Origin of the sequence: Sphingobium terrigena, from assembly GCF_003591655.1 — a bacterium.
Taxonomy (GTDB): Bacteria; Pseudomonadota; Alphaproteobacteria; order Sphingomonadales; family Sphingomonadaceae; genus Sphingobium; species Sphingobium terrigena.
The window spans coordinates 343,397-364,190 of sequence record NZ_QVRA01000002.1; the positions used below are offsets into that span (position 1 = coordinate 343,397).

General features: G+C 64.6%; 21 protein-coding genes and 1 tRNA gene. 3 read left to right on the forward strand and 19 right to left on the reverse strand.

The features are described 5' to 3' along the window. Positions 1 to 25: 25 nt before the first annotated feature. The 10 genes from D0Z70_RS03630 to D0Z70_RS03675 form a co-directional block, all read right to left on the reverse strand. Complete coding sequence (locus tag D0Z70_RS03630; RefSeq protein ID WP_119744009.1) at positions 26 to 856, reverse strand: fumarylacetoacetate hydrolase family protein; 831 nt, start codon at positions 854 to 856, stop codon at positions 26 to 28. Next, complete coding sequence (locus tag D0Z70_RS03635) at positions 856 to 1,764, reverse strand: VOC family protein (protein WP_119744010.1); 909 nt, start codon at positions 1,762 to 1,764, stop codon at positions 856 to 858. Before D0Z70_RS03635 ends, D0Z70_RS03630 begins: the two co-directional genes overlap by 1 nt. Continuing rightward, positions 1,761 to 2,192: a GlcG/HbpS family heme-binding protein gene (locus D0Z70_RS03640; RefSeq protein ID WP_119744011.1), complete on the reverse strand. Its 432-nt coding sequence runs from the start codon at positions 2,190 to 2,192 to the stop codon at positions 1,761 to 1,763. Before D0Z70_RS03640 ends, D0Z70_RS03635 begins: the two co-directional genes overlap by 4 nt. Continuing rightward, positions 2,189 to 3,691, reverse strand: coding sequence for a bifunctional 3-(3-hydroxy-phenyl)propionate/3-hydroxycinnamic acid hydroxylase (locus tag D0Z70_RS03645; protein WP_119744012.1), 1,503 nt, complete (start codon positions 3,689 to 3,691; stop codon positions 2,189 to 2,191). Before D0Z70_RS03645 ends, D0Z70_RS03640 begins: the two co-directional genes overlap by 4 nt. A gap of 22 nt (positions 3,692 to 3,713) precedes the next feature. Next, on the reverse strand, positions 3,714 to 4,949 hold the full coding sequence (locus D0Z70_RS03650; RefSeq protein WP_119744013.1) for an amidohydrolase family protein: 1,236 nt from the start codon (positions 4,947 to 4,949) through the stop codon (positions 3,714 to 3,716). A gap of 83 nt (positions 4,950 to 5,032) precedes the next feature. Continuing rightward, entirely contained in the window at positions 5,033 to 5,929 is an 897-nt protein-coding gene (locus D0Z70_RS03655) for a LysR family transcriptional regulator (protein WP_119744014.1), read from the reverse strand. Further along, the gene (locus tag D0Z70_RS03660; RefSeq protein ID WP_119744015.1) at positions 5,926 to 6,912 is read right to left on the reverse strand and encodes a threonine ammonia-lyase; all 987 of its coding nucleotides are present in this window, start codon (positions 6,910 to 6,912) and stop codon (positions 5,926 to 5,928) included. Before D0Z70_RS03660 ends, D0Z70_RS03655 begins: the two co-directional genes overlap by 4 nt. Positions 6,913 to 7,049: 137 nt before the next feature. Continuing rightward, a tRNA-Ala gene (locus tag D0Z70_RS03665) sits at positions 7,050 to 7,125 on the reverse strand. A gap of 84 nt (positions 7,126 to 7,209) precedes the next feature. Beyond that, positions 7,210 to 7,662, reverse strand: a complete 453-nt coding sequence (locus D0Z70_RS03670; RefSeq protein WP_119744016.1) for a MaoC family dehydratase — start codon at positions 7,660 to 7,662, stop codon at positions 7,210 to 7,212. A 206-nt stretch (positions 7,663 to 7,868) separates the two neighbouring features. Further along, entirely contained in the window at positions 7,869 to 9,713 is a 1,845-nt protein-coding gene (locus D0Z70_RS03675; RefSeq protein ID WP_119744017.1) for an acetyl/propionyl/methylcrotonyl-CoA carboxylase subunit alpha, read from the reverse strand. A 161-nt stretch (positions 9,714 to 9,874) separates the two neighbouring features. Between D0Z70_RS03675 and D0Z70_RS03680 the strand changes: the two genes are divergently transcribed. After that, entirely contained in the window at positions 9,875 to 10,309 is a 435-nt protein-coding gene (locus D0Z70_RS03680; protein ID WP_119744018.1) for an endonuclease domain-containing protein, read from the forward strand. A gap of 17 nt (positions 10,310 to 10,326) precedes the next feature. On the opposite strand, the gene D0Z70_RS03685 is transcribed toward D0Z70_RS03680, so the two are convergent. Further along, positions 10,327 to 11,928 carry a carboxyl transferase domain-containing protein gene (locus tag D0Z70_RS03685; RefSeq protein WP_119744019.1) on the reverse strand — a complete coding sequence of 534 codons (1,602 nt, stop codon included), beginning with the start codon at positions 11,926 to 11,928 and terminating at the stop codon, positions 10,327 to 10,329. Between the two features lie 63 nt (positions 11,929 to 11,991). Here D0Z70_RS03685 and D0Z70_RS03690 point away from each other — a divergent pair, with 63 nt between their 5' ends. After that, on the forward strand, positions 11,992 to 12,330 hold the full coding sequence (locus tag D0Z70_RS03690) for a DMT family protein (protein WP_119744020.1): 339 nt from the start codon (positions 11,992 to 11,994) through the stop codon (positions 12,328 to 12,330). Position 12,331: 1 nt separating this feature from the next. On the opposite strand, the gene D0Z70_RS03695 is transcribed toward D0Z70_RS03690, so the two are convergent. After that, positions 12,332 to 13,477: an isovaleryl-CoA dehydrogenase gene (locus D0Z70_RS03695; RefSeq protein ID WP_119744021.1), complete on the reverse strand. Its 1,146-nt coding sequence runs from the start codon at positions 13,475 to 13,477 to the stop codon at positions 12,332 to 12,334. Between the two features lie 86 nt (positions 13,478 to 13,563). Here D0Z70_RS03695 and D0Z70_RS03700 point away from each other — a divergent pair, with 86 nt between their 5' ends. Further along, positions 13,564 to 14,445, forward strand: a complete 882-nt coding sequence (locus tag D0Z70_RS03700) for a LysR family transcriptional regulator (protein ID WP_119744022.1) — start codon at positions 13,564 to 13,566, stop codon at positions 14,443 to 14,445. 231 nt (positions 14,446 to 14,676) lie between these two features. Here the strand turns inward: D0Z70_RS03700 and ccoS are convergent, their stop codons facing one another. The 7 genes from ccoS to ccoO all read right to left on the reverse strand — a co-directional run bounded on the left by ccoS (position 14,677) and on the right by ccoO (position 20,790). Beyond that, entirely contained in the window at positions 14,677 to 14,817 is a 141-nt protein-coding gene (gene ccoS, locus D0Z70_RS03705; protein ID WP_119744023.1) for a cbb3-type cytochrome oxidase assembly protein CcoS, read from the reverse strand. After that, positions 14,814 to 16,943, reverse strand: a complete 2,130-nt coding sequence (locus tag D0Z70_RS03710) for a heavy metal translocating P-type ATPase (RefSeq protein ID WP_420820358.1) — start codon at positions 16,941 to 16,943, stop codon at positions 14,814 to 14,816. The genes ccoS and D0Z70_RS03710 overlap by 4 nt, the downstream gene beginning before the upstream one ends. Beyond that, complete coding sequence (locus tag D0Z70_RS03715) at positions 16,940 to 17,386, reverse strand: FixH family protein (protein ID WP_182913827.1); 447 nt, start codon at positions 17,384 to 17,386, stop codon at positions 16,940 to 16,942. Before D0Z70_RS03715 ends, D0Z70_RS03710 begins: the two co-directional genes overlap by 4 nt. Then, complete coding sequence (ccoG, locus tag D0Z70_RS03720; RefSeq protein WP_119744026.1) at positions 17,386 to 18,816, reverse strand: cytochrome c oxidase accessory protein CcoG; 1,431 nt, start codon at positions 18,814 to 18,816, stop codon at positions 17,386 to 17,388. The genes D0Z70_RS03715 and ccoG overlap by 1 nt, the downstream gene beginning before the upstream one ends. 129 nt (positions 18,817 to 18,945) lie before the next feature. Next, the gene (ccoP, locus tag D0Z70_RS03725) at positions 18,946 to 19,881 is read right to left on the reverse strand and encodes a cytochrome-c oxidase, cbb3-type subunit III (protein WP_119744027.1); all 936 of its coding nucleotides are present in this window, start codon (positions 19,879 to 19,881) and stop codon (positions 18,946 to 18,948) included. Further along, the gene (locus D0Z70_RS03730) at positions 19,874 to 20,047 is read right to left on the reverse strand and encodes a cbb3-type cytochrome c oxidase subunit 3 (RefSeq protein WP_119744028.1); all 174 of its coding nucleotides are present in this window, start codon (positions 20,045 to 20,047) and stop codon (positions 19,874 to 19,876) included. Before D0Z70_RS03730 ends, ccoP begins: the two co-directional genes overlap by 8 nt. After that, positions 20,044 to 20,790: a cytochrome-c oxidase, cbb3-type subunit II gene (ccoO, locus tag D0Z70_RS03735; protein ID WP_119744029.1), complete on the reverse strand. Its 747-nt coding sequence runs from the start codon at positions 20,788 to 20,790 to the stop codon at positions 20,044 to 20,046. The genes D0Z70_RS03730 and ccoO overlap by 4 nt, the downstream gene beginning before the upstream one ends. Positions 20,791 to 20,794 lie beyond the last annotated feature (4 nt).

Genomic DNA, 20,794 nt, shown 5'->3' on the forward strand with positions numbered 1-20,794 from the left:
TTTTCATTGGGTCGTCCGTAGATATTCAGGCTTCGTCGATGATCCGGTGGGTCAGCGTGCCGATGGTGCCGATGTCGACCTCCACCTTGTCCCCGGCCTTCATGTAGAGCGGCGGGGTGCGCTTATCGCCGACACCGCCGGGCGTGCCGGTGGCGATGACATCGCCGGGGCTGAGCGGGGTGAAGGCGGAAATATATTCGATGACCGTGGGAATATCCCAGATCATGTCGCTGACCGGCTGGTGCTGCACGATGTCACCGTTCAACCGGGTCTGGACACTGAGCGCGCCCAGATCGGCGATCTCGTCCGGCGTCACCAGCGCGGGGCCAAAGCCGCCGGTGCCGGGAAAGGTCTTGCCCGGCGTGAACTGGATATTGTGGCGCTGCCAGTCGCGGGCGGACCCGTCGTTGAACGCGCTATAGCCTGCCACATAGGCCATGGCGTCGGCGGCTACGACCTTGTGACAGGGCTTGCCGATCACGACCGCAAGTTCGCCTTCATAATCGAAACGCTCGGTCACGGCGGGTTTCACCATCGGCTGGCCATCGGCAACCAGGCTGTCGGCATAGCGCACGAAGATGGCGGGATGCGCCTTCTGCTCGCGACCGGTTTCCTTGACATGCTCGGCATAGTTGAGGCCGACGCACAGGATTTTGGCGGGATCGGGAATGACCGGCAGCAGCACGACATCGGCAGCGGCAAAGGATGCGCCATCGGCCAGCGTGGGCAGGCTGCCATCGGTCAGCGCAGCCTTCAGGCTCGGCACGGCATCGCTCGCCAGTTCGACGATGGTTTCGCCGTCCAGACGGCCGAAGCTGGCAGTACCGTCGGGGCGGCGGAAGCTGACGTAACGCATTAGATATTTCCCTCTGTCAGGACGTCCAGCGACCGGGCTTCCCAGTCGCGGCGATGGCGGAATTTTTCCTCGGCGGCGCGCAGGCCGTCGAAATCCTTGTTCGAAATGCCCCACTGGTCGATCCGCCTGGCGGGCCAGGTCCAGTCGTCCGGGGCGCCCACTGGATAATCGTCGGACACCTTGTTCACGGCGGTCGAAAATTCGATGACCGGGCCGAACGGGGCAATGAAATAGGCAAACACATTGGCACCCGGACCATGGCGGCCCGGCCCCCAGGCCGGCGCCATATTCTGGTCACGCAGGCGGCCGATGCCGCGCATCACCGCGTCCAGATCTTCCATCTCGAACGCGATATGGTTCAGGCTGGCAAAGCCCGATCGGGCAAAGGCGGTCGAATGATGCGAGTCATTGCAGCGCACGAACACCATGCCTTTGGTCCGGTCCGACACGCGGAAGCCCAGCGCATCCTCGACCAGATGGCCGGTCATTTCCGCGTCGATGCTGTTGAACACCACATGAGTCAGCTTGACCGGCAGGTCGCGCCCCTCGATCGGCGCGACCTCTTCGGCGTCGACCAGAAAGCGCAGCAATTCACCCTCGGCCAGTTCGACGATAATGCCATGACCGCCACCCAAATCTTCCGACACGACGGACGCGGCAATCAGCCCGGCTGCGGTCACCGATCGCTTGAGCTGCTCCAGCCGATCGGCGGTGCAGACGAAGGTCGTGGACCGCACATAGCAGTCCGCCGATTCCTCCAGCGCGATCAGATAGGGGAAGCTGCCCGACCCGCGCAGATAATGGGTTTCCCCTTCGACCGCCGCAGGTGCCATGCCCCATATATCGGTCAGGAAGGCGGCTGCCTCCGCCACGCCGGGCAGCGACAATTCGATGCTGCGCAACTTCATTTCACGTCTCCATGGGTCAGGCCGGCGGCCAATATGCCGGCGATGGCGCAGGCTTCGTCACAATCGCCGGTGTCGCCGCTGATCCCGACGGCGCCGATCGCCGTACCTTCCAACTCACGGATCAGGACGCCGCCGGGTGACAGAGCGAGCTGACCGCCCGTGACGGCCACCACGCTCTGAAAGAAGGCCGGATTGTTGGCCGCGCGCCCGGCAATGACGCGGGTATCCGCGCCCATGCCGAGCGCGCCTGTCGCCTTGGCCTTGGCAATGTCGAAGCGGAACAGGCTGGCACCATCCTCCCGCGCGAAGGCGACGGGATGCGCGCCTGCGTCCAGCACCACGACGGCGAGCGCCGGTGGATTGTCGCCGCGCGGCTGCGCCAGGGCGGTGTCGATGATGGTCCGTGCCTGGGCAAGGGTCAGGGTCATGCCGCAATCTCCTGAGCAATGGTTCCCGCGATCAGCGCGTCGCGCAGCGCGATCAGGTCCGCCGGTTCACCGGTGCCGAAAACATAATGGTCGGGACGGAGCAGCAGCGCATTCGCGCCCCGCGCATCGAGCCAGGCGGCGATCGCGCCGCCATCGTCGAGCGTGTCGAGCGCTACCACGGTCACATCATTGGGCGCGGGGACGGCGTGGCGTGCGAACAACCGCCAGCCATGGCCGGTCACATCGTCGAGCAATTGGTCGCCAACGCGCGGCTGGATGAAGCGTTCGCCAGCGCCCGGCGTGCCGAGCGCTACGATGCCAGTCGAAATGGCGGGGATCAGGTCGGCAGCAGTGCCTTGCTGCGTCACTTTGGCTGCTTCGCGCATTTCGGCGTCACGGGCAGCGGCAGCCTGCGGGTCAAGCACGCAGATGTAGCGACCAGCGCCCACGGCGGCAGAAATCACGGCGCGAACATGCGGGTCGCGTTCGGGCTGATAGGTATCGAGCAGCACATCGGGCACGTCACCCTTGACCACCGCCGCCAGCTTCCACGCCAGATTGGCGACATCGCGCAGGCCATGGCACATGCCCTGCCCGAAGAATGGCGGCGTCTGGTGCGCGGCGTCGCCCGCCAGAAAGACGCCGCCCTGCCGCCACTGCTTCGCGACCAGACCATGAAAGCGATAGGTCGCCGCGCGCACCACCTTGTGCGGCACGCCGGAGAGGTAGGGCGCAACCAGGGCCGCGACATTATGCGGTTCCATCATCGCCTGGTCTTCCTCACCCGGCAGCAGCATGAATTCCCAGCGGCGGTGATTGCCGCGCCCCGGCACGATGGTCGCGGGACGTTTGGGGTCGCAGATCATCACCGACAATTTTTGCAGGTCGGCGGCTTCGGGCACGCCCCACAGGTCGGGGAAGCGGACGGAGCCATCGACTTCGGCATCGACCACCAGCCAGGGTTCCTCGAAATCCAGATCGTCGAGCGCAATGCCGAGCGCCTTGCGCACCGCGCTGCGCGACCCGTCGCAAGCGATGACATAGCGCGCCAGTGCGGAGTCGCCACCCGACAGGTGCAGCGTCACGCCATCAGTATCTTGTGTCAGTCCCTCAAACCCGACACCAAGCTGGACAGTCACATTATCGTGCGCGGCCAAGGCGTCGCGCAGATGCTGTTCCAGTTCGGGCTGGTAGAAGAAATAGTCGTTGGACCAGCTGAACGGCCGAGCCCGGCCAACCGTGCCCATATATTTGATAACGCCATGGTCCGCACCGACATGCAGATGCCCCTCGGTATCGCGCATGTCGCCAGCGACCCGGTCAATGACACCCGCCGTCTGGAACAGGCGCATCATTTCATGGTCCAGATGCACCGCGCGGGGCAGCGGATAGGGGTTGGCTTCCTTCTCGATCACGAGGACCGACAGGCCGCTTTTGCCCAGCAAATTGGCCGCAAAGGCCCCTACCGGCCCGCAGCCGATAATCGCAACATCGAACATTGTCGTCTTTCTTGTGGCGCTATCAGGCCGTTACCGGCTCGGTGACGGGGGCTTTGTGCAATTTGCCGCCCTGCATGATCATCTTGAGGCGGCTGGCATCTTGCAGGATCGTCACGTCCTGCGTCGGATCACCATCGATCAGCAATAGGTCGGCGAGATAACCGGCCTTCACCTGGCCCACGTCCAGCCCCATCAGCTGCCCGCCCAGCATCGTCGCTGCGCTCAGCGCCTCAGCGGGGGTGAAGCCGAAGCGGGTGACGAAATGTTCGAGGTCGCGGGCGTTGCGGCCATTGGGATTGAACGGAAAGCCATAGTCGCCGCCGATCAACACACGCACGCCGCGGCGCTTCAATTCAGGCACCAGCCTGGCTTCCAATTCCAGCCGCTCGGCGGCGCTGGCCTTCATGGACGCCATGTTGATATGGGGCGGCGGGGTTGCTTCCAGCGCGGCGACCGATACGCCGGGACCGGGAGCGTAGAAAATCTGGTCCTTGTGCGCGACCATGGCGTCAATCGCCGCCTCATCAGCGAAGGAGCAATGGTAGAGAATGCGCGCACCAGCTTCGAGGGCCAGTTGGATCGCGCGGGGCGAATAAGCGTGTGTAGCGATCCACAGGCCCGCTTCCTTTGCCGCTTCGCCCGCCGCCTGCATTTCTTCGTCGGTGTAGAGGATATCGCCCGACGAACCGGGCTTCAACGCATCCTCGCCCGAAATCACCAGCTTCAATGACTGGACGCCCTGATCCGCGCAATAGGTGACGAAATCGCGCATCGACTGCGCGCCACGGCCATTGAACACGTCCCCGGTTTCGACACCCTCTTCGCCTTCCGGGCTGCGTTCCAGCGTCGAGGGGACGAGGCGCGGGCCGGGGGTTTCGCCTGCCGCAATGGCGCGAGCCAGTTCGGGTTCGATATGATCGCCCAGTGCGCCCGCCGAATAGGCGCTGGTGAAACCATGGTCGAGCAGCACACGGGCATTGCGCCATGCCGCGACTTTCAGTTCGTCGGCGGGCAGGATGAACTGGTGGTAGATTTTCTCGACCGAACTGCCCCAGGTCAGGTGGGTGTGGGAATCAACCATACCGGGCATCAATGTGCCGCGCTGCCCGTCGATCACCTTGTCGACAGTGAGCTGGACAATGTCAGCGTCCTCGCTCAGCACTGCGGCGATGCGGTCGCCGTCAATCAGGACCGCGCCGGGCGCGGGGGCGCTGCCGGTGCCGTCGAATATGCTGATGTTGCGGATCAGTTGCCGCACGGCGCGCTCTCCTGAAAGCCTATGTGTTGGCGTTTCTTATGACGCGATTTGACCCACAACAAAAATAATGATTTTTGGCAATGTCATAGCTTGGAGCTATGGATAAGCACATCGAGCAGCGCCGCGCCCAGCCGCGACAGCCGTCGCCCGGCCACCTGCCGGACACCGATCGCGCGGGGGAATTGCGCTTCCTCGATCGGAATCGCGCGCAACACGCCGATCGACAGTTCCGCCGACGCCACCTGCATCGGCAATATCGTCACGCGGCGGCTGCCCCGCACCAGCGCTTTGGTCGTCAGCAGGGAATCGCAGCGGATGATGTCCTGCGGCGCGGGCACATTGGCGGCCATGAACAGGGCGTCGATCTGTCGCCGGAATGCGCCGCGCGCTTCGGGCAGCACCCAGCGCATCGCCTTCATCTCACGCAGGGAGACGCGCGCGGGCAGATGATCATTTTGCCGTCCGACGATCAGCGCGAAAGGATCGCGCGAGAAGGTGCGTTCCTCTATGCCTTCCGGCGGCTCCTCGATCCCGGTCGTGACGAAGGCCAGTTCAATCTCGCCCCGATGCAGCATCGCGGCAAGATCATGGTCGGGCCGTTCCACCACATGGAGCGCAAACTGGCCGAATTGGTCCTCCAGACGCCGAACCGCATCGGGCAACAGGCTGACCAGCGCGCCGGGCGTGCCACCCACGCGCAGCGGCCCTGCGACGCCTGCACTCGCCAGCTTCACCTCCGCCTCCGCATCGCGCAACAGGCTGTCGATCGATTCCGCGCGCCGCAGCAGCGCCTCCCCTTCCGGGGTCAGCTGGATGCCGCTGCGCGAGCGTTCGAACAGGGATACGCCCAGCGTCTGTTCCAGCTGGGCGATGGCGTTGGATACGGACGGCTGCGATATATTGAGCAGGCGCGCGCCGCCGCTGATCGAATTGCTGCGCACGACAGCCAGGAAAGTGCGGATGGCGCGCGGGTCGATCATGGCGCGATGATCTGCGCAAACATCGCCGGATCGACGTTGCTGCCTGACATGACGACGACGCTGGCCCCGTCGCACGGCGGCGCAAGCCCCGCCAGCATCGCCGCCAGCGCGACAGCACCGCCTGGCTCGACCACCAGCTTGAGCGTGGAGAAGGCGAAACGCATGGCGTCGCGCACCTGATCGTCGCTGACGGTCAGGCCATCGGTCACCAGCGCGCGCATGATCGGCAGGGTCAGTTCGCCGGGGCTGGGCGACAGCAAGGCGTCGCAGATCGAGCGTGCGCCGGGGACAACCTGTTCGCGCACGCCGCTGCGCAGCGATCGGGCGGTGTCGTCAAAGTCGCGTGGTTCGACGCTATAGATGGCGGTGTCGGGTGACTGCGCCTTTACCGCCGTTGCGATCCCGGCAGTCAGGCCGCCACCGCCGCAGCAGACGAGTATCTGGCCAACCGATGCGCCTGCGGCCTGGACCTGCGCCATGATTTCCAGTCCCGCCGTCCCCTGCCCCGCGATGATGAAAGGATCGTCGAAGGACGGCACGATCGTCGCGCCGCGCTCGCCCGCCAGTTCGGCCGCTATGGCTTCGCGGCTGTCGCGATGGCGGTCATAGGTTACGACATCTGCACCCAAGGCGCGGGTGTTGGCCAGCTTGATCGCGGGCGCGTCGGCGGGCATCACGATGGTTGCCGGGATGCCGAGCAGGCGGGCGGCAGCGGCGACGCCCTGGGCATGATTGCCCGATGACCAGGCGACGACGCCCGCCGCGCGCTCCGCTGCGTTCAGCCGGGCGAGGCGGTTATAGGCACCGCGGAATTTGAACGATCCGGTATGTTGCGCGCCCTCAAACTTCAGGAAAACCCGGCGGCCAGCCAAAGCGTTCAGTGCCGCATTTTCCAGCAAGGGCGTGACGATGGCGGCGGGCGCGATGATGCGGGCGGCGTCGGCGACGTCATGGGCGGTGATGGCGAATGGCGCGTTGGACATGGACTGATCCCCCTATTGCCTCCGGTCTAGAACGGCAAGCCGAGCGGGTGAAGGGCCATTGCCGCCGGACTGGAGCCGGGGGAGAATAGGAAAAGCCGGACTTCGCTGCTGCGCGAAATCCGGCTTTTCTGGAAATATGGTGGAGCCTAGCGGGATCGAACCGCTGACCTCGTCATTGCGAACGACGCGCTCTCCCAGCTGAGCTAAGGCCCCGATGTGCGCGGCTATAGGCGAGGGAAATCGGGCTGGCAACGGTCTTTTGCGCAAAATATTGGCCATAGGCCGCCCGATCATCGCTCAGGCCGTCGCCTTCTTGAGCAGCGCCATGCGCAGGCATTGGCAGGTGATTTCGTCGCGCTGATTGATCAGGCGATGGGTGAAAGTGACGATTCCCGCGTCCGGGCGGGAGCGGCTTTCCTTCAGGTCCGTGACTTCGGATTCGCATCGCATCGTGTCGCCGATGAACACCGGCTTTGGCATGACGAGCTTGTCATAACCCAGGTTTGCGACCAGCGTGCCGAGCGTCGTGTCGCCCACCGACAGGCCGATCATCAGCGCGAAGGTGAAGGTGCCGTTGACGAGAATCTGTCCGAATTCAGAGGCTTTGGCCGCTTCCGCGTCGAGATGGAGCGGCTGGGGGTTATGGGTCATGGTCGTGAAGAGGAGATTGTCCGTCTCCGTCACGGTGCGGCGGATGTCGTGGGCGATACTGTCGCCGATGGTCCACTGGTCGAAATAGCGTCCGGCCATTTTTGCCCCCTCTTGGCTCTAACTTTTCGATCTTCGCCCATTTGATGCGTGGAAATATATCGAAAGTTTAGTGATTACAGTTTGTTATAGCAGATGGAAGTTCGGTAGGACATACAGCCCGTTCGTTTCGAGCGAAGTCGAGAAACGTCGCGCGCAGGTTTCTCGACTGCGCTCGAAACGAACGGTGGGAAGGCGTGATGCGCGCCTTACCCCTCCGCCTTCTCGATCTTGGCCAGCAGCACGCCTTCGCTCACCTGTCCGCCTTCGCTGGCGTTGAGTTCGGCCACGGTGCCGTCGAAGGGGGCGATGAGGCTGTGTTCCATTTTCATGGCTTCGAGCGTCAGCAGTTTCTGGCCCTTGACCACTGCGTCACCCGCCGCGACTGACACGGCGATGATGCGGCCGGGCATCGGGGAGAGGATCGCGCCGTCTGAGGCACCGCCGCCTGCGCCGCCGGTCGCGCGCCATGGGGCCAGCCGCCAGACCTGACCCGCCTGGGCGATCAGCACATCCTCATGGTTGGGATCAGCCTCCCCACCGCGCGGGTCGAAGGCGATGGTGATGGTCTCGCCGTCGAGCAGGAAGGGTGCCTCCGCCCGCACTGGCGCGTTGAGACGGAAGCCCGCCAGCACCCCGCCCGGCGTCAACGCAGCCGCCGCGTCGGCCAGCGCTTCGGCTTCGGGATGATGGGGCGGCATCAGCGCATCGCCTTCGCGCCCGATCAGGCCGGTGTCGAGCCGGGCAGCGACGAAATCGGGATGCTCCAGCGCCTTGACGAGGAAACCGGCATTGGTCTTGAGTGGCCAGATGGCAGTATCGTCGAGCGCGGCGGCGAGGGTTTCGCGGGCGTCATCACGGGTCGCGCCATGGGCGATCATCTTGGCGATCATCGGGTCGTAGAAGGGCGAAATCTCCGCGCCCTGCCCTACCCCGGTGTCGATGCGGCAGCCTTCCCCCAGGTCGAACGTGTCGAGGCGACCGATGGACGGCAGGAAGCCCTTGATCGGATCCTCCGCATAAAGCCGCGCTTCCATGGCGTGGCCGTTGATGCTGAGCTGGTCCTGCGCCAAAGGCAGCGGTTCGCCCGATGCGACGCGCAGTTGCCATTCGACCAGATCGACGCCGGTGATTTCCTCGGTCACGGGATGTTCGACCTGAAGCCGGGTGTTCATTTCCATGAACCAGATGCGGTCGGCGCGCAGGCCTTCCGATCCGTCGGCGATGAACTCGATCGTGCCTGCACCGACATAGTCCACCGCTTTGGCGGCGCGGACGGCGGCGGAGCAGATGGCTTCGCGGGTGGCGGCGTCCATGCCCGGTGCCGGGGCTTCCTCGATCACCTTTTGATGGCGGCGCTGGAGCGAGCAGTCGCGTTCGAACAGGTGGACGACATTGCCGTGGGTGTCGCCAAACACCTGCACCTCGATATGGCGCGGGTTGGTGACCCATTTTTCGAGCAGGACATGGTCGTTGCCGAAGCTGGATGCGGCTTCGCGCTGGCAGGAGGCGAGTGCGTCGGCGAAATCGGCGGGGGCGTCCACCTTGCGCATCCCCTTGCCGCCGCCGCCCGCGACCGCCTTGATCAGGACCGGGTAGCCGATGGCGTCGGCCTGGGCCGCGAGAAAGGCGGGCGACTGGTCTGCGCCGAGATAGCCGGGCGTGGTGGGGACGCCCGCATCCTGCATCAATTGCTTGGCGGCGTCTTTAAGGCCCATGGCGGTGATAGAGGACGGGTTGGGTCCGACCCAGATCAGCCCTGCGTCGATGACCGCCTGCGCGAACTCGGCGTTTTCGGACAGGAAGCCGTAGCCGGGATGGATCGCCTGCGCGCCGGTTTGCTGGGCGGCGGCGATGATGCGGTCCCCCAACAGATAGGATTCACGCACCGGGGACGGGCCGATATGGACGGCTTCGTCGGCGGAGCGGACATGGAGGGCTTGTGCGTCGGCGTCGGAGTAAACGGCGACGGTGCGGATGCCCATCGCGCGCGCGGTGCGGATGATACGGCAGGCGATTTCGCCGCGATTGGCGATGAGGAGGGATTGGATCATGAGGCTGTCCTTCCTGCCCCTCCACCATTCGGCTGCGCCGAACGGTCCCCCTCCCCGAGCAAGCTCAGGGAGGAATGGAAAGGCAATGTCGCTAAAAATCCTCCCCGAGCTTGTCTCGGGGAGGGGGACCATGCGAAGCATGGTGGAGGGGTGGTAGCGCGATGCTGAAAGACCGGGCGCCCAAGGCAAGAACTGGCACTGTGCGCAAAGCGCGGCAGTTGCGTCGGACGATGACGCTGCCCGAGGTGCTGCTGTGGCAAGTGCTTCGTGAGCGACCGCATGGTTTGAAATTTCGTCGGCAACATCCGAGCGGTCCTTTTGTCCTCGACTTTTATTGTGCCGATGCAAGGCTTGCGATCGAGATCGATGGCGAGGGCCACGCCGACAGGTCGCAAATCGAGCGGGATGCTGAACGTGACCGATGGTTTGCCAAAGCGGACATCCATACGCTGCGCATTGCCGCGCGGGATGTGCTGACCGATCTGGATGCGGTCATGCGTCTGGTCCTGGTTGAGGCGGTGGCGCGATTGCCCCTCCACCATCCGGCTGCGCCGGACGGTCCCCCTCCCCCAGACAAGCTGGGGAAGGAATTTTAGGGGCGCGCCCACCCCCATCACATCCGAAACACGCCAAATTGCGCCCTCTCGCCAACCGGGGCGTTCAGCGCGGCGGCAAAGGCCAGCCCCAGCACATCGCGGGTTTGCGCGGGGTCGATGACGCCGTCGTCCCATAGGCGGGCGGTGGCGTAATAGGGGTTGCCTTCTTCTTCATATTTCTGGCGGACGGGGGTCTTGAAGGCTTCGGCTTCTTCCGGCGTCCATTTGGCCGCGTCGCGGTGAACGGTGGCGAGGACGGATGCGGCCTGTTCGCCGCCCATCACGCTGATGCGCGCATTGGGCCAGGTGAAGAGGAAGCGGGGTTGATAGGCTCGGCCGCACATGCCGTAATTGCCTGCGCCAAAGCTGCCGCCGATCAGGACGGTGATTTTGGGCACCTGCGCAGTGGCGACGGCGGTGACGAGTTTGGCACCATGTTTGGCGATCCCCTCCGCCTCATATTTGCCGCCGACCATGAAGCCGGAGATATTCTGAAGGAACAATAAGGGGATACGCCGCTGGCAGGCGAGTTCGATGAAATGCGCGCCCTTTTGCGCGCTTTCGCTGAACAGGACGCCGTTATTGGCGAGGATGGCGACGGGCATCCCCCAGATATGGGCAAAGCCGCAGACCAATGTGGTGCCGTAGAGGGCTTTAAATTCGTGAAATTCGCTGCCGTCCACAATCCGGGCTATGATTTCGCGCACATCATAGGGCGCGCGGACATCGTCGGGGATGATGCCGTACAGGTCGCTCGCATCATATTTGGGCGGGCGGGGTTCGCGCAGGTTGAGGTCCGGCTTGCGGTCGGGTTGCAGGGTCGAGACGATGTCGCGGACGATGGTGAGCGCATGATCGTCACTGTCGGCGACATGATCGACCACGCCCGACTTGCGGCCATGCAGGTCGCCGCCGCCCAGATCCTCTGCCGTGATGACTTCACCGGTCGCGGCCTGCACCAGTGGCGGCCCGGCCAGGAAGATCGTGCCCTGATTGCGGACAATGACGGTTTCGTCGGACATGGCGGGAACATAAGCGCCGCCCGCGGTGCAGCTGCCCATGACGCAGGCGATCTGGGGAATGCCCTGCGCCGAGAGGTTCGCCTGATTATAGAAGATGCGGCCGAAATGGTCGCGGTCGGGGAATACCTCCGCCTGGTTGGGCAGGTTCGCGCCGCCGCTGTCGACCAGATAGATGCAGGGCAGCCGGTTTTCGAGCGCGATTTCCTGCGCGCGCAGATGCTTCTTCACGGTGACGGGGTAGTAGGTGCCGCCCTTTACCGTGGCGTCGTTGCAGCCGATCATGACCTGACGACCGGCGACGCGGCCAATCCCGGCGATCAGGCCCGCACCGGGGACTTCATCGCCATAAAGGCCATTGGCGGCAAGCTGGCCGATTTCCAGGAAGGGCGAGCCGGGATCAAGCAGGCGCTCGACGCGGTCGCGAGGCAGCAGTTTGCCGCGTGCGGTGTGCTTGTCACGGGCGCTGGCGGAGCCGCCTGCGGCTGCGGCGGCGACTTTGGCGCGCAGTTCGTCGGCCAGCGCGCGGTTGTTCGCGGTGTTGGCGCGGAAGGCGTCGCTGTCGGGGGACAATTTGGTGTCGAGGACTGGCGCGCTCATGCCCTTGCGCTCCCGCGCCCGATGGTGCCACAGCTGTGTCCCCTGCCCTGTTCGAGGCCGTTCATGCCCACCATTGCTCTCCTCGTCATTTCAAACCTCTTCATGACCGTCGCCTGGTACTGGCATTTGAAAGGCGGTATGACCAAGCCGCTAGTGCTGGTCATCCTGATCAGCTGGGGCATCGCGCTGGTCGAATATTGTTTTGCCGTCCCCGCCAATCGCATCGGCTTTGCCCATGGCTGGTCCGCAGGGCAACTCAAAGTCGCACAGGAGGCCATCGCCCTGGTGATCTTCGGCGGGTTCATGGTCGTGGTGCTGGGCGAACCGCTGCACTGGCGCCATTTCGCCGCCTTCGCCTGCATCATGGCGGGGGTTGGATTCCTGTTCATCGGCAAGCCGTGAATCATCCCGCCAGCAGTTCCCGGCCGATCAACATGCGGCGGATTTCGTTCGTGCCTGCGCCAATGTCGAGCAGCTTGGCATCGCGCATGAAGCGTTCGACCGGCCAGTCCTTCGTGTAACCCGCGCCGCCCAGCGCCTGGACCGCTTCGAGCGCGACCTTCACCGCATTTTCGCTGGCGAGCAGGATCGCGCCCGCCGCGTCGTAGCGGGTGGTGCGGCCCGCGTCGCACGCTTTGGCGACGGCATAGACGTATGCGCGCGCGCTGTTGAGGGCGACATACATGTCAGCGATCTTGGCCTGCATCAGCTGGAACGCGCCAATCGGTTTGCCAAACTGCTGGCGTTCGCGGACATAGGGCAGAACGACATCGAGGCAGGCCTGCATGATGCCAAGCTGGATGCCCGCCAGCACGGTGCGTTCATAGTCAAGGCCTGACATCAGCACGCCCGCGCCGCCATTGAGCGGCCCCATAATATTCTCTTCCGGCACAGCGCAATCGTCGAACACCAGTTCGGCTGTCGGTGATCCGCGCATCCCGACCTTGTCGATCTTCTGCCCGATCGAAAAGCCCGGCATGGATTTTTCGATGAGGAAGGTGGTGATCCCCTTCGTACCGTCCCCGGTACGGGCATAGACGACCAAAGTGTCGGCCTCGGACGCATTGGTGATCCAGAACTTGGTGCCGTTCAGGATATAGTGGTCGCCCTTTTTGTCGGCGCGCAGCTTCATTGCCATGACGTCCGACCCGGCCCCAGTTTCGGACATGGCGAGGCTGCCGACATGCTCACCGGAAATGAGTTTGGGGAGGTAGCGCGCCTTTTGCTCGGCATTGCCCCAGCGGCGGATCTGGTTGACGCAAAGATTGGAGTGGGCACCATAGCTCAAACCTATGGAGGCGGAGGCGCGGGCGACTTCCTCCTGCGCGACGACATGCTCCAGATAGCCAAGGCCAAGGCCACCATCGGCCTCATCCACAGTGATGCCATGCAGGCCAAGTTCGCCCATTTCGGGCCACAGCGTGCGGGGAAACCAGTCCTCCGCATCAATCCGGCCAGCCAGCGGGGTGATACGATCATCGGCGAAGCGGCGGGTGGTGTCGCGAATCATATCCGCAGTCTCGCCGAGGGCAAAATCGAAATCAGTCATTGGCATCTCTCCATTGTCCCCATCCTAGCGGCTGGCGGCCCAAGAGAAAAATTGAAAGGGCGCGGCATAGTGTATAGTTTCCATCTATGATCGAACGCTATCTGCTGCGCTATTTCCTGGCCGTGGTCGACCAGGGCAATTTTTCCCGTGCGGCGGCGCATTGCCATGTGTCGCAGCCGACGCTGTCAGTCGGCATTGCCAAGCTGGAGCAGACGGTCGGCGCGCCGCTCTTCCTGCGCAGCAACCAGCGGGTCGAGCTGACCGGCGCGGGGGCGCAACTGCTGGGCCATGCGCGGCGGATCGAGCGGGAGTTCAACCTGGCCGAGCAGGCAGGCGCGCGATCGGCGCAGGGCGCGCCGCTGCGCATCGGGTTGCTGACCAGCATCCCCGGCGCGCTGGTGGCACAGGCGGTGGCGGGTTGCGCGCCGGGCGATGCGCAGGCGCTGGAGCTGGTGCCGGGGACCGAGCGCGAATTGCTGGCGCGGCTGGATGCGGAACGGGTCGACGTGGCGCTGACGCTGGTGCGCGACGGGGCGGATCGCTATGCGGCGCGCCCGATCGCGGAGGAAGGCTATGGCCTGGCCCTGCCCGCCAGCCATGCACTGGCCGGGCGGACCATGATCGCGGCGGAGGAACTGGCGGGCGAGGTGATGATCGTGCGCCGCCATTGCGAGGCGCTGTCGGCGACCAGCCGCTATTTTGTCGATCGCGGCGTGCGCCCGCATTTCGCCTTTCGCGCGACCAATGACGAACGGGTGATGCAGATGGTCGCGGCGGGGCTGGGCGTGACGGTGATGCCGATGGGCTATGGCTGGCCGGGCATGGCGCGCGCGGCCCTCAAGGACTTCGGCGCGCGGCGCACGATCGGCCTGCTGTTCAGCCCGCGCGCGCAAGGGTTGCGCCAGGCGATGCCGCCGATCCTGATGGCGCTGGAGGCCATAGTGGCCGATACGCCAAGACCGCCTTAAGACAGGTTCAGGGCCGAAGAAGGTGGCTTAGAGGACTCGACAGTTCCGCATATCATTTTGATATGTATACTGTTTGTCGACACTCATATTTACAGGCTCCGACAAGCGCCGCCCATCCGCTTTGGTCGACACGGGCGCTCGCACCGACGACCTCTCTACATCCCACTTCAGGAAAGCTCGGCTCGTTCGCTGAATGCTGTGTAACAGTGCCCGGTCCGGCCAGTGATCCGCTCAGTCATCATCGTTCAGGATGCGCAGCGCAGCACCGTCGGGATCGTCAAACTGGCCAGCCCGCAGCGCCCAGAAAAAGGCGGCCAGCCCAATCGTGCCGAGCAACAGGGCAATCGGGATGAGGACGGCAAGGCCGATCATTTCGCCGCATTCCGCAAACGCAATGCATTGGCGACCACGACGATGGACGATCCCGACATGGCAAGCGCGGCGACCAGCGGCGTGACCATGCCTGCGATGGCGAGCGGCACCGCCAGCAGATTATAGCCGATCGCCAGCGCGAAATTCTGCCGCACCACCGCCAGCGTCCGCCGCGCGGCGCGCACGGCGATGGCGACCGGGGCCAGGCTGTCGCCCAGGAACACGGCGTCAGCGGCCAGTTGGCTGGCGTCGCTGGCAGATGACGGGGCCAGGCTGACATGCCCGGCGGCCAATGCAGGCCCGTCATTCAATCCGTCCCCTACCATCAGCACGCGATGGCCCTGTGCCTTCAGCCGCTCGATCATGGCGAGCTTGGCCTGCGGCGTCATCCGGCCGGTGGCCAGCATGTCGGTGGCGATGGCTATGTCATGCAGCGCTTCGGGCCGGTCGCCGCTGGCGATGATCGGTTCCAGCCCCATCACGCGCAACCGGGCCACGCTCGAAACCGCATCTGGGCGAAGCGCGTCTGCAAAGGTCAGGAGGACGCGGCGGGAGCCAAACATAAATTGCGTTGCCAGCCCCGCCCATGCGGTCGCGCCCGATGGCCGCTCCAGCGCGACAGGATGCCCGGCACAGCTGCCGCGCATTCCAACGCCGGGCACTTCCTGCAGATCATCGACCATTGCCGCGACTATTCCCTGACGCTGCAATGCCCCTGCAAGGGCGATGCTGAGCGGATGACGACTGGCGCGGGCCAGTGCCAGCACGATGGACTTTTTCTCATGCGTCAGCGATGCGAGATTGATCGGTTCCGGGCGTCCCAGCGTCAGCGTGCCGGTCTTGTCGAAGATCGCCCGATCCGCCTCCGCCAGCCGTTCGAGCGCTGACCCGTCCTTGACCAATATGCCCCGCCGCATCAGCGCGCCGCAGGCTACAACCTGCGCGGCTGGCACGGCCAGTCCCAGGGCGCAGGGACAGGTGATCAACAACACAGCCGTCGCGATCAGCAGCGATTGGTGAATACCCGCCCCCGCGATCATCCATCCGGCAAAGGACAGCGCGGCGAGCAGGTGGACAGCCGGCGCGTAGATGCGCGCTGCACGATCAGCGATACGGACATAGCGTGACTTGCCCTGCCCCGCCGCGTCCATCATCCGGGCAATATCGGCAATCACCGTGTCGGGACCGCAGGCGCGCACAATGACGGTCAGCGGACCATCGACATTGAGCGCGCCGGCATGGACCATATCCCCGATGCTGACAGGTTTTGGCTGGCTTTCGCCGGTCAGGAAGGACAGGTCGATGCTGCTGCGCCCGTCGCGGATTTCGCCATCGGCGGCAAAGCGTTCGCCCGCGGCCACCTGCATCATCATGCCCGGAGTCAGGCTGCGCGCTGCCACCCATTTGCGCTGTCCTGCCCGCACGACATAGGCACCGGGCGCGCTCTGGCGCAGCAATGCCGCGACTCCATCGCGTGCCTTGCCGCGCATCGCGCCGTCCAGCCAGCGCCCAGCCAGCAGGAAAGTGAGCAGCATCACTGCGCCATCGAACCAGGCATGGCGACCGCCGGTGATCGTTTCAAACAGGCTCATGCCCGTTGCCAGCAGCACGCCGATGCTGATCGGCACATCCATATTGGTGCGGCCCGCGCGCAGGGCCGAAAAGGCGGAACGGAAGAAGGGCTGCCCGGCATAGGCGACCGTCGGCAGGGCGATCAGCGCCGACAGCCAGTGGAACAGGTCGCGCGTCGCGCCATCCGCGCCCGACCAGATCGATACGGACAGCAGCATGATGTTCATCGACGCGAAACCGGCGACGGCCAAAGCCTTGAGCAGCGTCTTGCTCTCGGCCTGCCCGTCATCGACCATCGGGTCCGCCAGTGGTTCGGCGGCAAAGCCGATCCCGGCGATGGCCGCGCGCAACTCCGGTGGGCTGAGCGCCTGGTCATGCTCGATCGTGACCCGCCTGGCCGAATAGTTGACCCGCGCCGACACGATGCCGGGTACATTGGCGAGGCCGCGCTCGACCTTGGCGATGCAGCCGGCGCAATGCATGTCCGGCACCGCGAAGATGCTGTGGATCGTCGCCCGTTCGGGCAATATGGTCTTGGCGTCGCTTGCCATCATCCCTGCCTCTCCACAAAACGCATTGCGCGGCGATCGGCCCGCACAGTCCAGCGCACCAGCCAGCGACCCGGTGGCAGCGGCATGGTTGCGCGAAATCGTCCGTCGGCCTGGCGAGTGATGTGCAGCACAATGTCTGCGGCCTTACCCAGCGGATGTTCGGCGATGGCTGAAACGGCGGCATTCTGCGGCCCGGTCAGGGTCAGGACCAGATGTCGGTCTGGATCAATCTGGGCCTGCGCCTCCCACCCCAGCGCGTCCTGCGCGCGCGCCTGCGCCAGCCAGCCGTTGAAGCGCTGGCTCGCGACATAGCTGTTATCGACCACCGTGCCGCCAAAGCCCCCGATGGCGTAGCTGGCCATCAGGACATTCACCGCGATGACCACGGCAAAGAAGCCGACAAATATCCCCGCGACATGGCGACCGTTAAGGCGAAAGCCGGACATTATTGCAGCCTTTCAAAATGGGCAGGTTCGCGGTCAGTGCCACCTTCGCGATCGGTGGCGCGGACGGTGAAGGCGAAGTCCTGACGCAGCGGGCCATGGGCTGGCGCGGCGAGGAAGAGGCGCAGTTTCGCCACGCTGTCGGGCGGGACGATCGTGTCGATCGCCGTGCGTGCATCGGCCCGACCATCACGGTCGGTCCACAGGCTGACCCCGGCCAGCCCCTCCACCGTGACCCGCATGGGCCGGGGCCGCGATTCCATGTTGCGCAGCTTGACGGTGAAGGCGTTGCGGATCGTGCCATCGGACAGGCGCATGGCGATAGGATTGCGGTCCTGCTGCGCGCTGATGTCCATGCGCGTGCGGGTGCCAAGCGCAAACAGCATCGCCGCGCCGACCGCGCTCCACAGCGTCAGATAGACGAGCGTGCGAACGTGGAGCAGCGACCGGATGACGGGGCGTGGCGCGCGCCCCGCTTTTTCCGCATTGGCGTCATCCTCCGTGCAATAGTCGATCAGGCCGCGTGGTCGCCCGACCTGTCCCATCACCTTGTCGCAGGCGTCGATGCAGAGCGCGCAGGTGATGCAGCCAATCTGCGGCCCTTGCCGAATGTCGATGCCGGTGGGGCAGACCGCGACGCACTGGTCGCAATCGATGCAATCGCCGAACTCCGTCGGGGCCGCCTGCGTCTTCTTGAGGCTGCCGCGCTGTTCGCCGCGCCAATGCTTGTAGGTGACGACCAGCGATTTTTCGTCGAGCATCGCAGTCTGGATGCGCGGCCAGGGGCACATATAGATGCACACCTGTTCGCGCATGAACCCGCCCAGGATGAAGGTCGTGGCGGTCAGGATGGCGACGGTGGCATAGGCGACACTCGCCGCCGTCCCGGTCCAGAACTGATGCTGGAGCGTCGGCGCATCGGCGAAATAGAAGATCCACGCGCCGCCAGTGCCAAAGGCGATGACCAGCCAGACGCTCCATTTGGCGAGCCGCCGGGCGAGCTTGGCTACACTCCAGCGTGCCTTGTCGAGCCGGATCTGGGCATTGCGGTCGCCATCCATCCACCGTTCGACATGCTGGTAGAGGTCGGTCCAGACCGTCTGCGGACAGGCATAGCCGCACCAGGCCCGCCCGACGGCAGATGTCACCAGGAACAGGCCGACCCCGGCCATGACCAGCAGCCCCGCGACATAGTAAAATTCATGCGGCCATATCTCGATCGCGAACATGTAGAAGCGACGATGGGCGAGATCGATCAGCACCGCCTGATCGGGCGCATAGGGACCGCGATCCCAGCGCAGCCACGGCGTGATCCAGTAAATGGCGAGCGTGACCGCCATTACCGCCCATTTCAGGCGACGGTAGAAACCATCGACCGCCTTGGGATAAACGCCCTTGCGCTTTTCGTAGAGGGACAGGGGGGCGGTGGTCATGGGAGGTCAGCCAGACGCCTGCCATCCCAAAATCCGTTCGGGCTGAGCCTGTCGAAGCCTTGTCCTTCTCTTTCCGACCGTGGAAAAGAAGGACGGTCCTTCGACAGGCTCGGGACGAACGGAGGGGCGTTAGGGACGCGCATCGCTCGCCTCGCGCGCAACATTGTCCACCACCGTCATCGGCACCGCCTCTCCGCCGCCCAGGCTGTGGACATAGGCCGCCAGCATCCGCACCGTCGCTGCGTCCAGCCTGTCGCCCCAGCGCGGCATCACGCCCTGACGGCTGTTCCAGACGGTCTGGTGGAGAGAGTCCCCATCGCCGCCATAGAGCCAGATGCCGTCGGTCAGATTGGGCGCACCCAACTGGCGATTGCCCTTGCCCGCCGGGCCATGGCAGACCGCGCAATTGTCCGCGAAAAGCTGCGCGCCGCGCTGCGATGCAGCATCCCCCTTCTGCTGGCCGCTGATCGTGCGGACATGGGCAACCACATCATCAACCTGCGCGGCCTGCAACAGCTGGTCGCGGCCAAAGGCTGGCATGATCGACAGCCGGGTTGCGGCATGATCGGGATTGCGGATGCCATCGACGATCGTCTTTTCGATGGTGGCCAGATCGCCGCCCCACAGCCAGTCGTCGTCGTTCAGGTTGGGATAGCCCTTCGATCCTGCAGCACCCGACCCGTGACACTGGACGCAATGGACCTTGAACGCGGCGCGCCCACCATCGACCGCGGCCTGCATCAATGCGGGCCTGGCCGGAAGCTGATCGATCGGGGTCGCCGCGATCGCCCGGTGGATCGGTGCCACCTTCGCCGCCTGCGTCGCCATCTCCCTGGCCAGATCGCCCCGGCTCGACCAGCCAAGCGCACCCTTGGTATAGCCCTCGATCAGCGGCCAGGCCGGATAGGCGATCACATAGCCAAGCGAAAACAGGATGCAGGCGTAGAAGGTCCACAGCCACCAGCGCGGCAATGGCGTATCCAGTTCCTCGATCCCGTCCCATTCATGCCCCATGGTGGGGGTGCCGGTCGGTTCGTCGATCTTGCTCTTGGTCGGGTCAGCCATGGTCGCTTCCCTTCGGTTCGCTGTCGGTAAAGATCATCGTGGCAGCATCGCCGCTGCGGCGGCGCGCGCCGGGCCGAAAATGCCAGCCGATGAGGATCAGATAGGTGAGGCCCATGAAAACCAGGCCCCAGCTGTCGGCGAAATGGCGCATCGCGTCATAGCTCATCGCACCGTCTCCTGCGCGGCGGCGGCCCTGGTGTCGACCAGCGTGCCGATCATCTGGAGATAGGCGACCAGCGCATCCATCTCGGTCAACTTGTTCGGGTCACCGTCGAAATCGCGGACCTGCGCCTTGGGATAGCGCTTCACCAGCGCCATGCTGTCCGCGGTGGGATCGGCCTGCGCCTTCAAATCCTCATTGGCGGCAGCGATCGCGGCCTTGTCATAGGGGACGCCGACCCGCGACAGGGCAGTCAGGTCGCCGCTCATGTCGCCTGCCTTCAATTCCCGCTCCGCCAGGAATGGATAGGTCGGCATGATCGATTCCGGCACGACCGCGCGGGGATCGACCAGATGCTGGACATGCCATTCATCCGAATAGCGCCCGCCCACACGGGCCAGGTCCGGCCCGGTGCGCTTGGACCCCCATTGGAAGGGGTGATCATACATGCTTTCGGCGGCCAGGCTGTAATGGCCATAGCGTTCGACTTCATCGCGGAACGGGCGGATCATCTGGCTATGGCAATTGTAGCAGCCTTCGCGAATATAGATGTTGCGCCCGGCCAGTTCGAGCGGGGTGTAGGGGCGCATCCCCTCCACCTTCTCGATCGTGCTGTCGATCCAGAAGAGCGGCGCGATCTCCACGATGCCGCCAATGGCGACGACGATCAGCGACGCGATCCCCAGCAAAGAGACGTTACGCTCCAGTCGGCCATGATCGAAGAATTTGCGTTTTGTCTTGGTTTCCATGTCG

Bases quoted from the DNA above. Each gene is read 5' to 3' on its own strand.
- D0Z70_RS03675 (WP_119744017.1), bottom strand. From the start codon at position 9,713: ATGATCCAATCCCTCCTCATCGCCAATCGCGGCGAAATCGCCTGCCGT.
- D0Z70_RS03715 (WP_182913827.1), bottom strand. From the start codon at position 17,386: ATGTCCGGCTTTCGCCTTAACGGTCGCCATGTCGCGGGGATATTTGTC.
- D0Z70_RS03700 (WP_119744022.1), top strand. From the start codon at position 13,564: ATGATCGAACGCTATCTGCTGCGCTATTTCCTGGCCGTGGTCGACCAG.
- D0Z70_RS03710 (WP_420820358.1), bottom strand. From the start codon at position 16,943: ATGATGGCAAGCGACGCCAAGACCATATTGCCCGAACGGGCGACGATC.
- D0Z70_RS03640 (WP_119744011.1), bottom strand. From the start codon at position 2,192: ATGACCCTGACCCTTGCCCAGGCACGGACCATCATCGACACCGCCCTG.
- D0Z70_RS03655 (WP_119744014.1), bottom strand. From the start codon at position 5,929: ATGATCGACCCGCGCGCCATCCGCACTTTCCTGGCTGTCGTGCGCAGC.
- D0Z70_RS03670 (WP_119744016.1), bottom strand. From the start codon at position 7,662: ATGGCCGGACGCTATTTCGACCAGTGGACCATCGGCGACAGTATCGCC.
- D0Z70_RS03690 (WP_119744020.1), top strand. From the start codon at position 11,992: ATGCCCACCATTGCTCTCCTCGTCATTTCAAACCTCTTCATGACCGTC.
- D0Z70_RS03630 (WP_119744009.1), bottom strand. From the start codon at position 856: ATGCGTTACGTCAGCTTCCGCCGCCCCGACGGTACTGCCAGCTTCGGC.
- ccoO (WP_119744029.1), bottom strand. From the start codon at position 20,790: ATGGAAACCAAGACAAAACGCAAATTCTTCGATCATGGCCGACTGGAG.
- D0Z70_RS03660 (WP_119744015.1), bottom strand. From the start codon at position 6,912: ATGTCCAACGCGCCATTCGCCATCACCGCCCATGACGTCGCCGACGCC.
- ccoG (WP_119744026.1), bottom strand. From the start codon at position 18,816: ATGACCACCGCCCCCCTGTCCCTCTACGAAAAGCGCAAGGGCGTTTAT.
- D0Z70_RS03730 (WP_119744028.1), bottom strand. From the start codon at position 20,047: ATGAGCTATGACGCGATGCGCCATTTCGCCGACAGCTGGGGCCTGGTT.
- D0Z70_RS03635 (WP_119744010.1), bottom strand. From the start codon at position 1,764: ATGAAGTTGCGCAGCATCGAATTGTCGCTGCCCGGCGTGGCGGAGGCA.
- ccoP (WP_119744027.1), bottom strand. From the start codon at position 19,881: ATGGCTGACCCGACCAAGAGCAAGATCGACGAACCGACCGGCACCCCC.
- D0Z70_RS03685 (WP_119744019.1), bottom strand. From the start codon at position 11,928: ATGAGCGCGCCAGTCCTCGACACCAAATTGTCCCCCGACAGCGACGCC.
- D0Z70_RS03695 (WP_119744021.1), bottom strand. From the start codon at position 13,477: ATGACTGATTTCGATTTTGCCCTCGGCGAGACTGCGGATATGATTCGC.
- D0Z70_RS03680 (WP_119744018.1), top strand. From the start codon at position 9,875: ATGCTGAAAGACCGGGCGCCCAAGGCAAGAACTGGCACTGTGCGCAAA.
- D0Z70_RS03645 (WP_119744012.1), bottom strand. From the start codon at position 3,691: ATGTTCGATGTTGCGATTATCGGCTGCGGGCCGGTAGGGGCCTTTGCG.
- ccoS (WP_119744023.1), bottom strand. From the start codon at position 14,817: ATGATCGGCCTTGCCGTCCTCATCCCGATTGCCCTGTTGCTCGGCACG.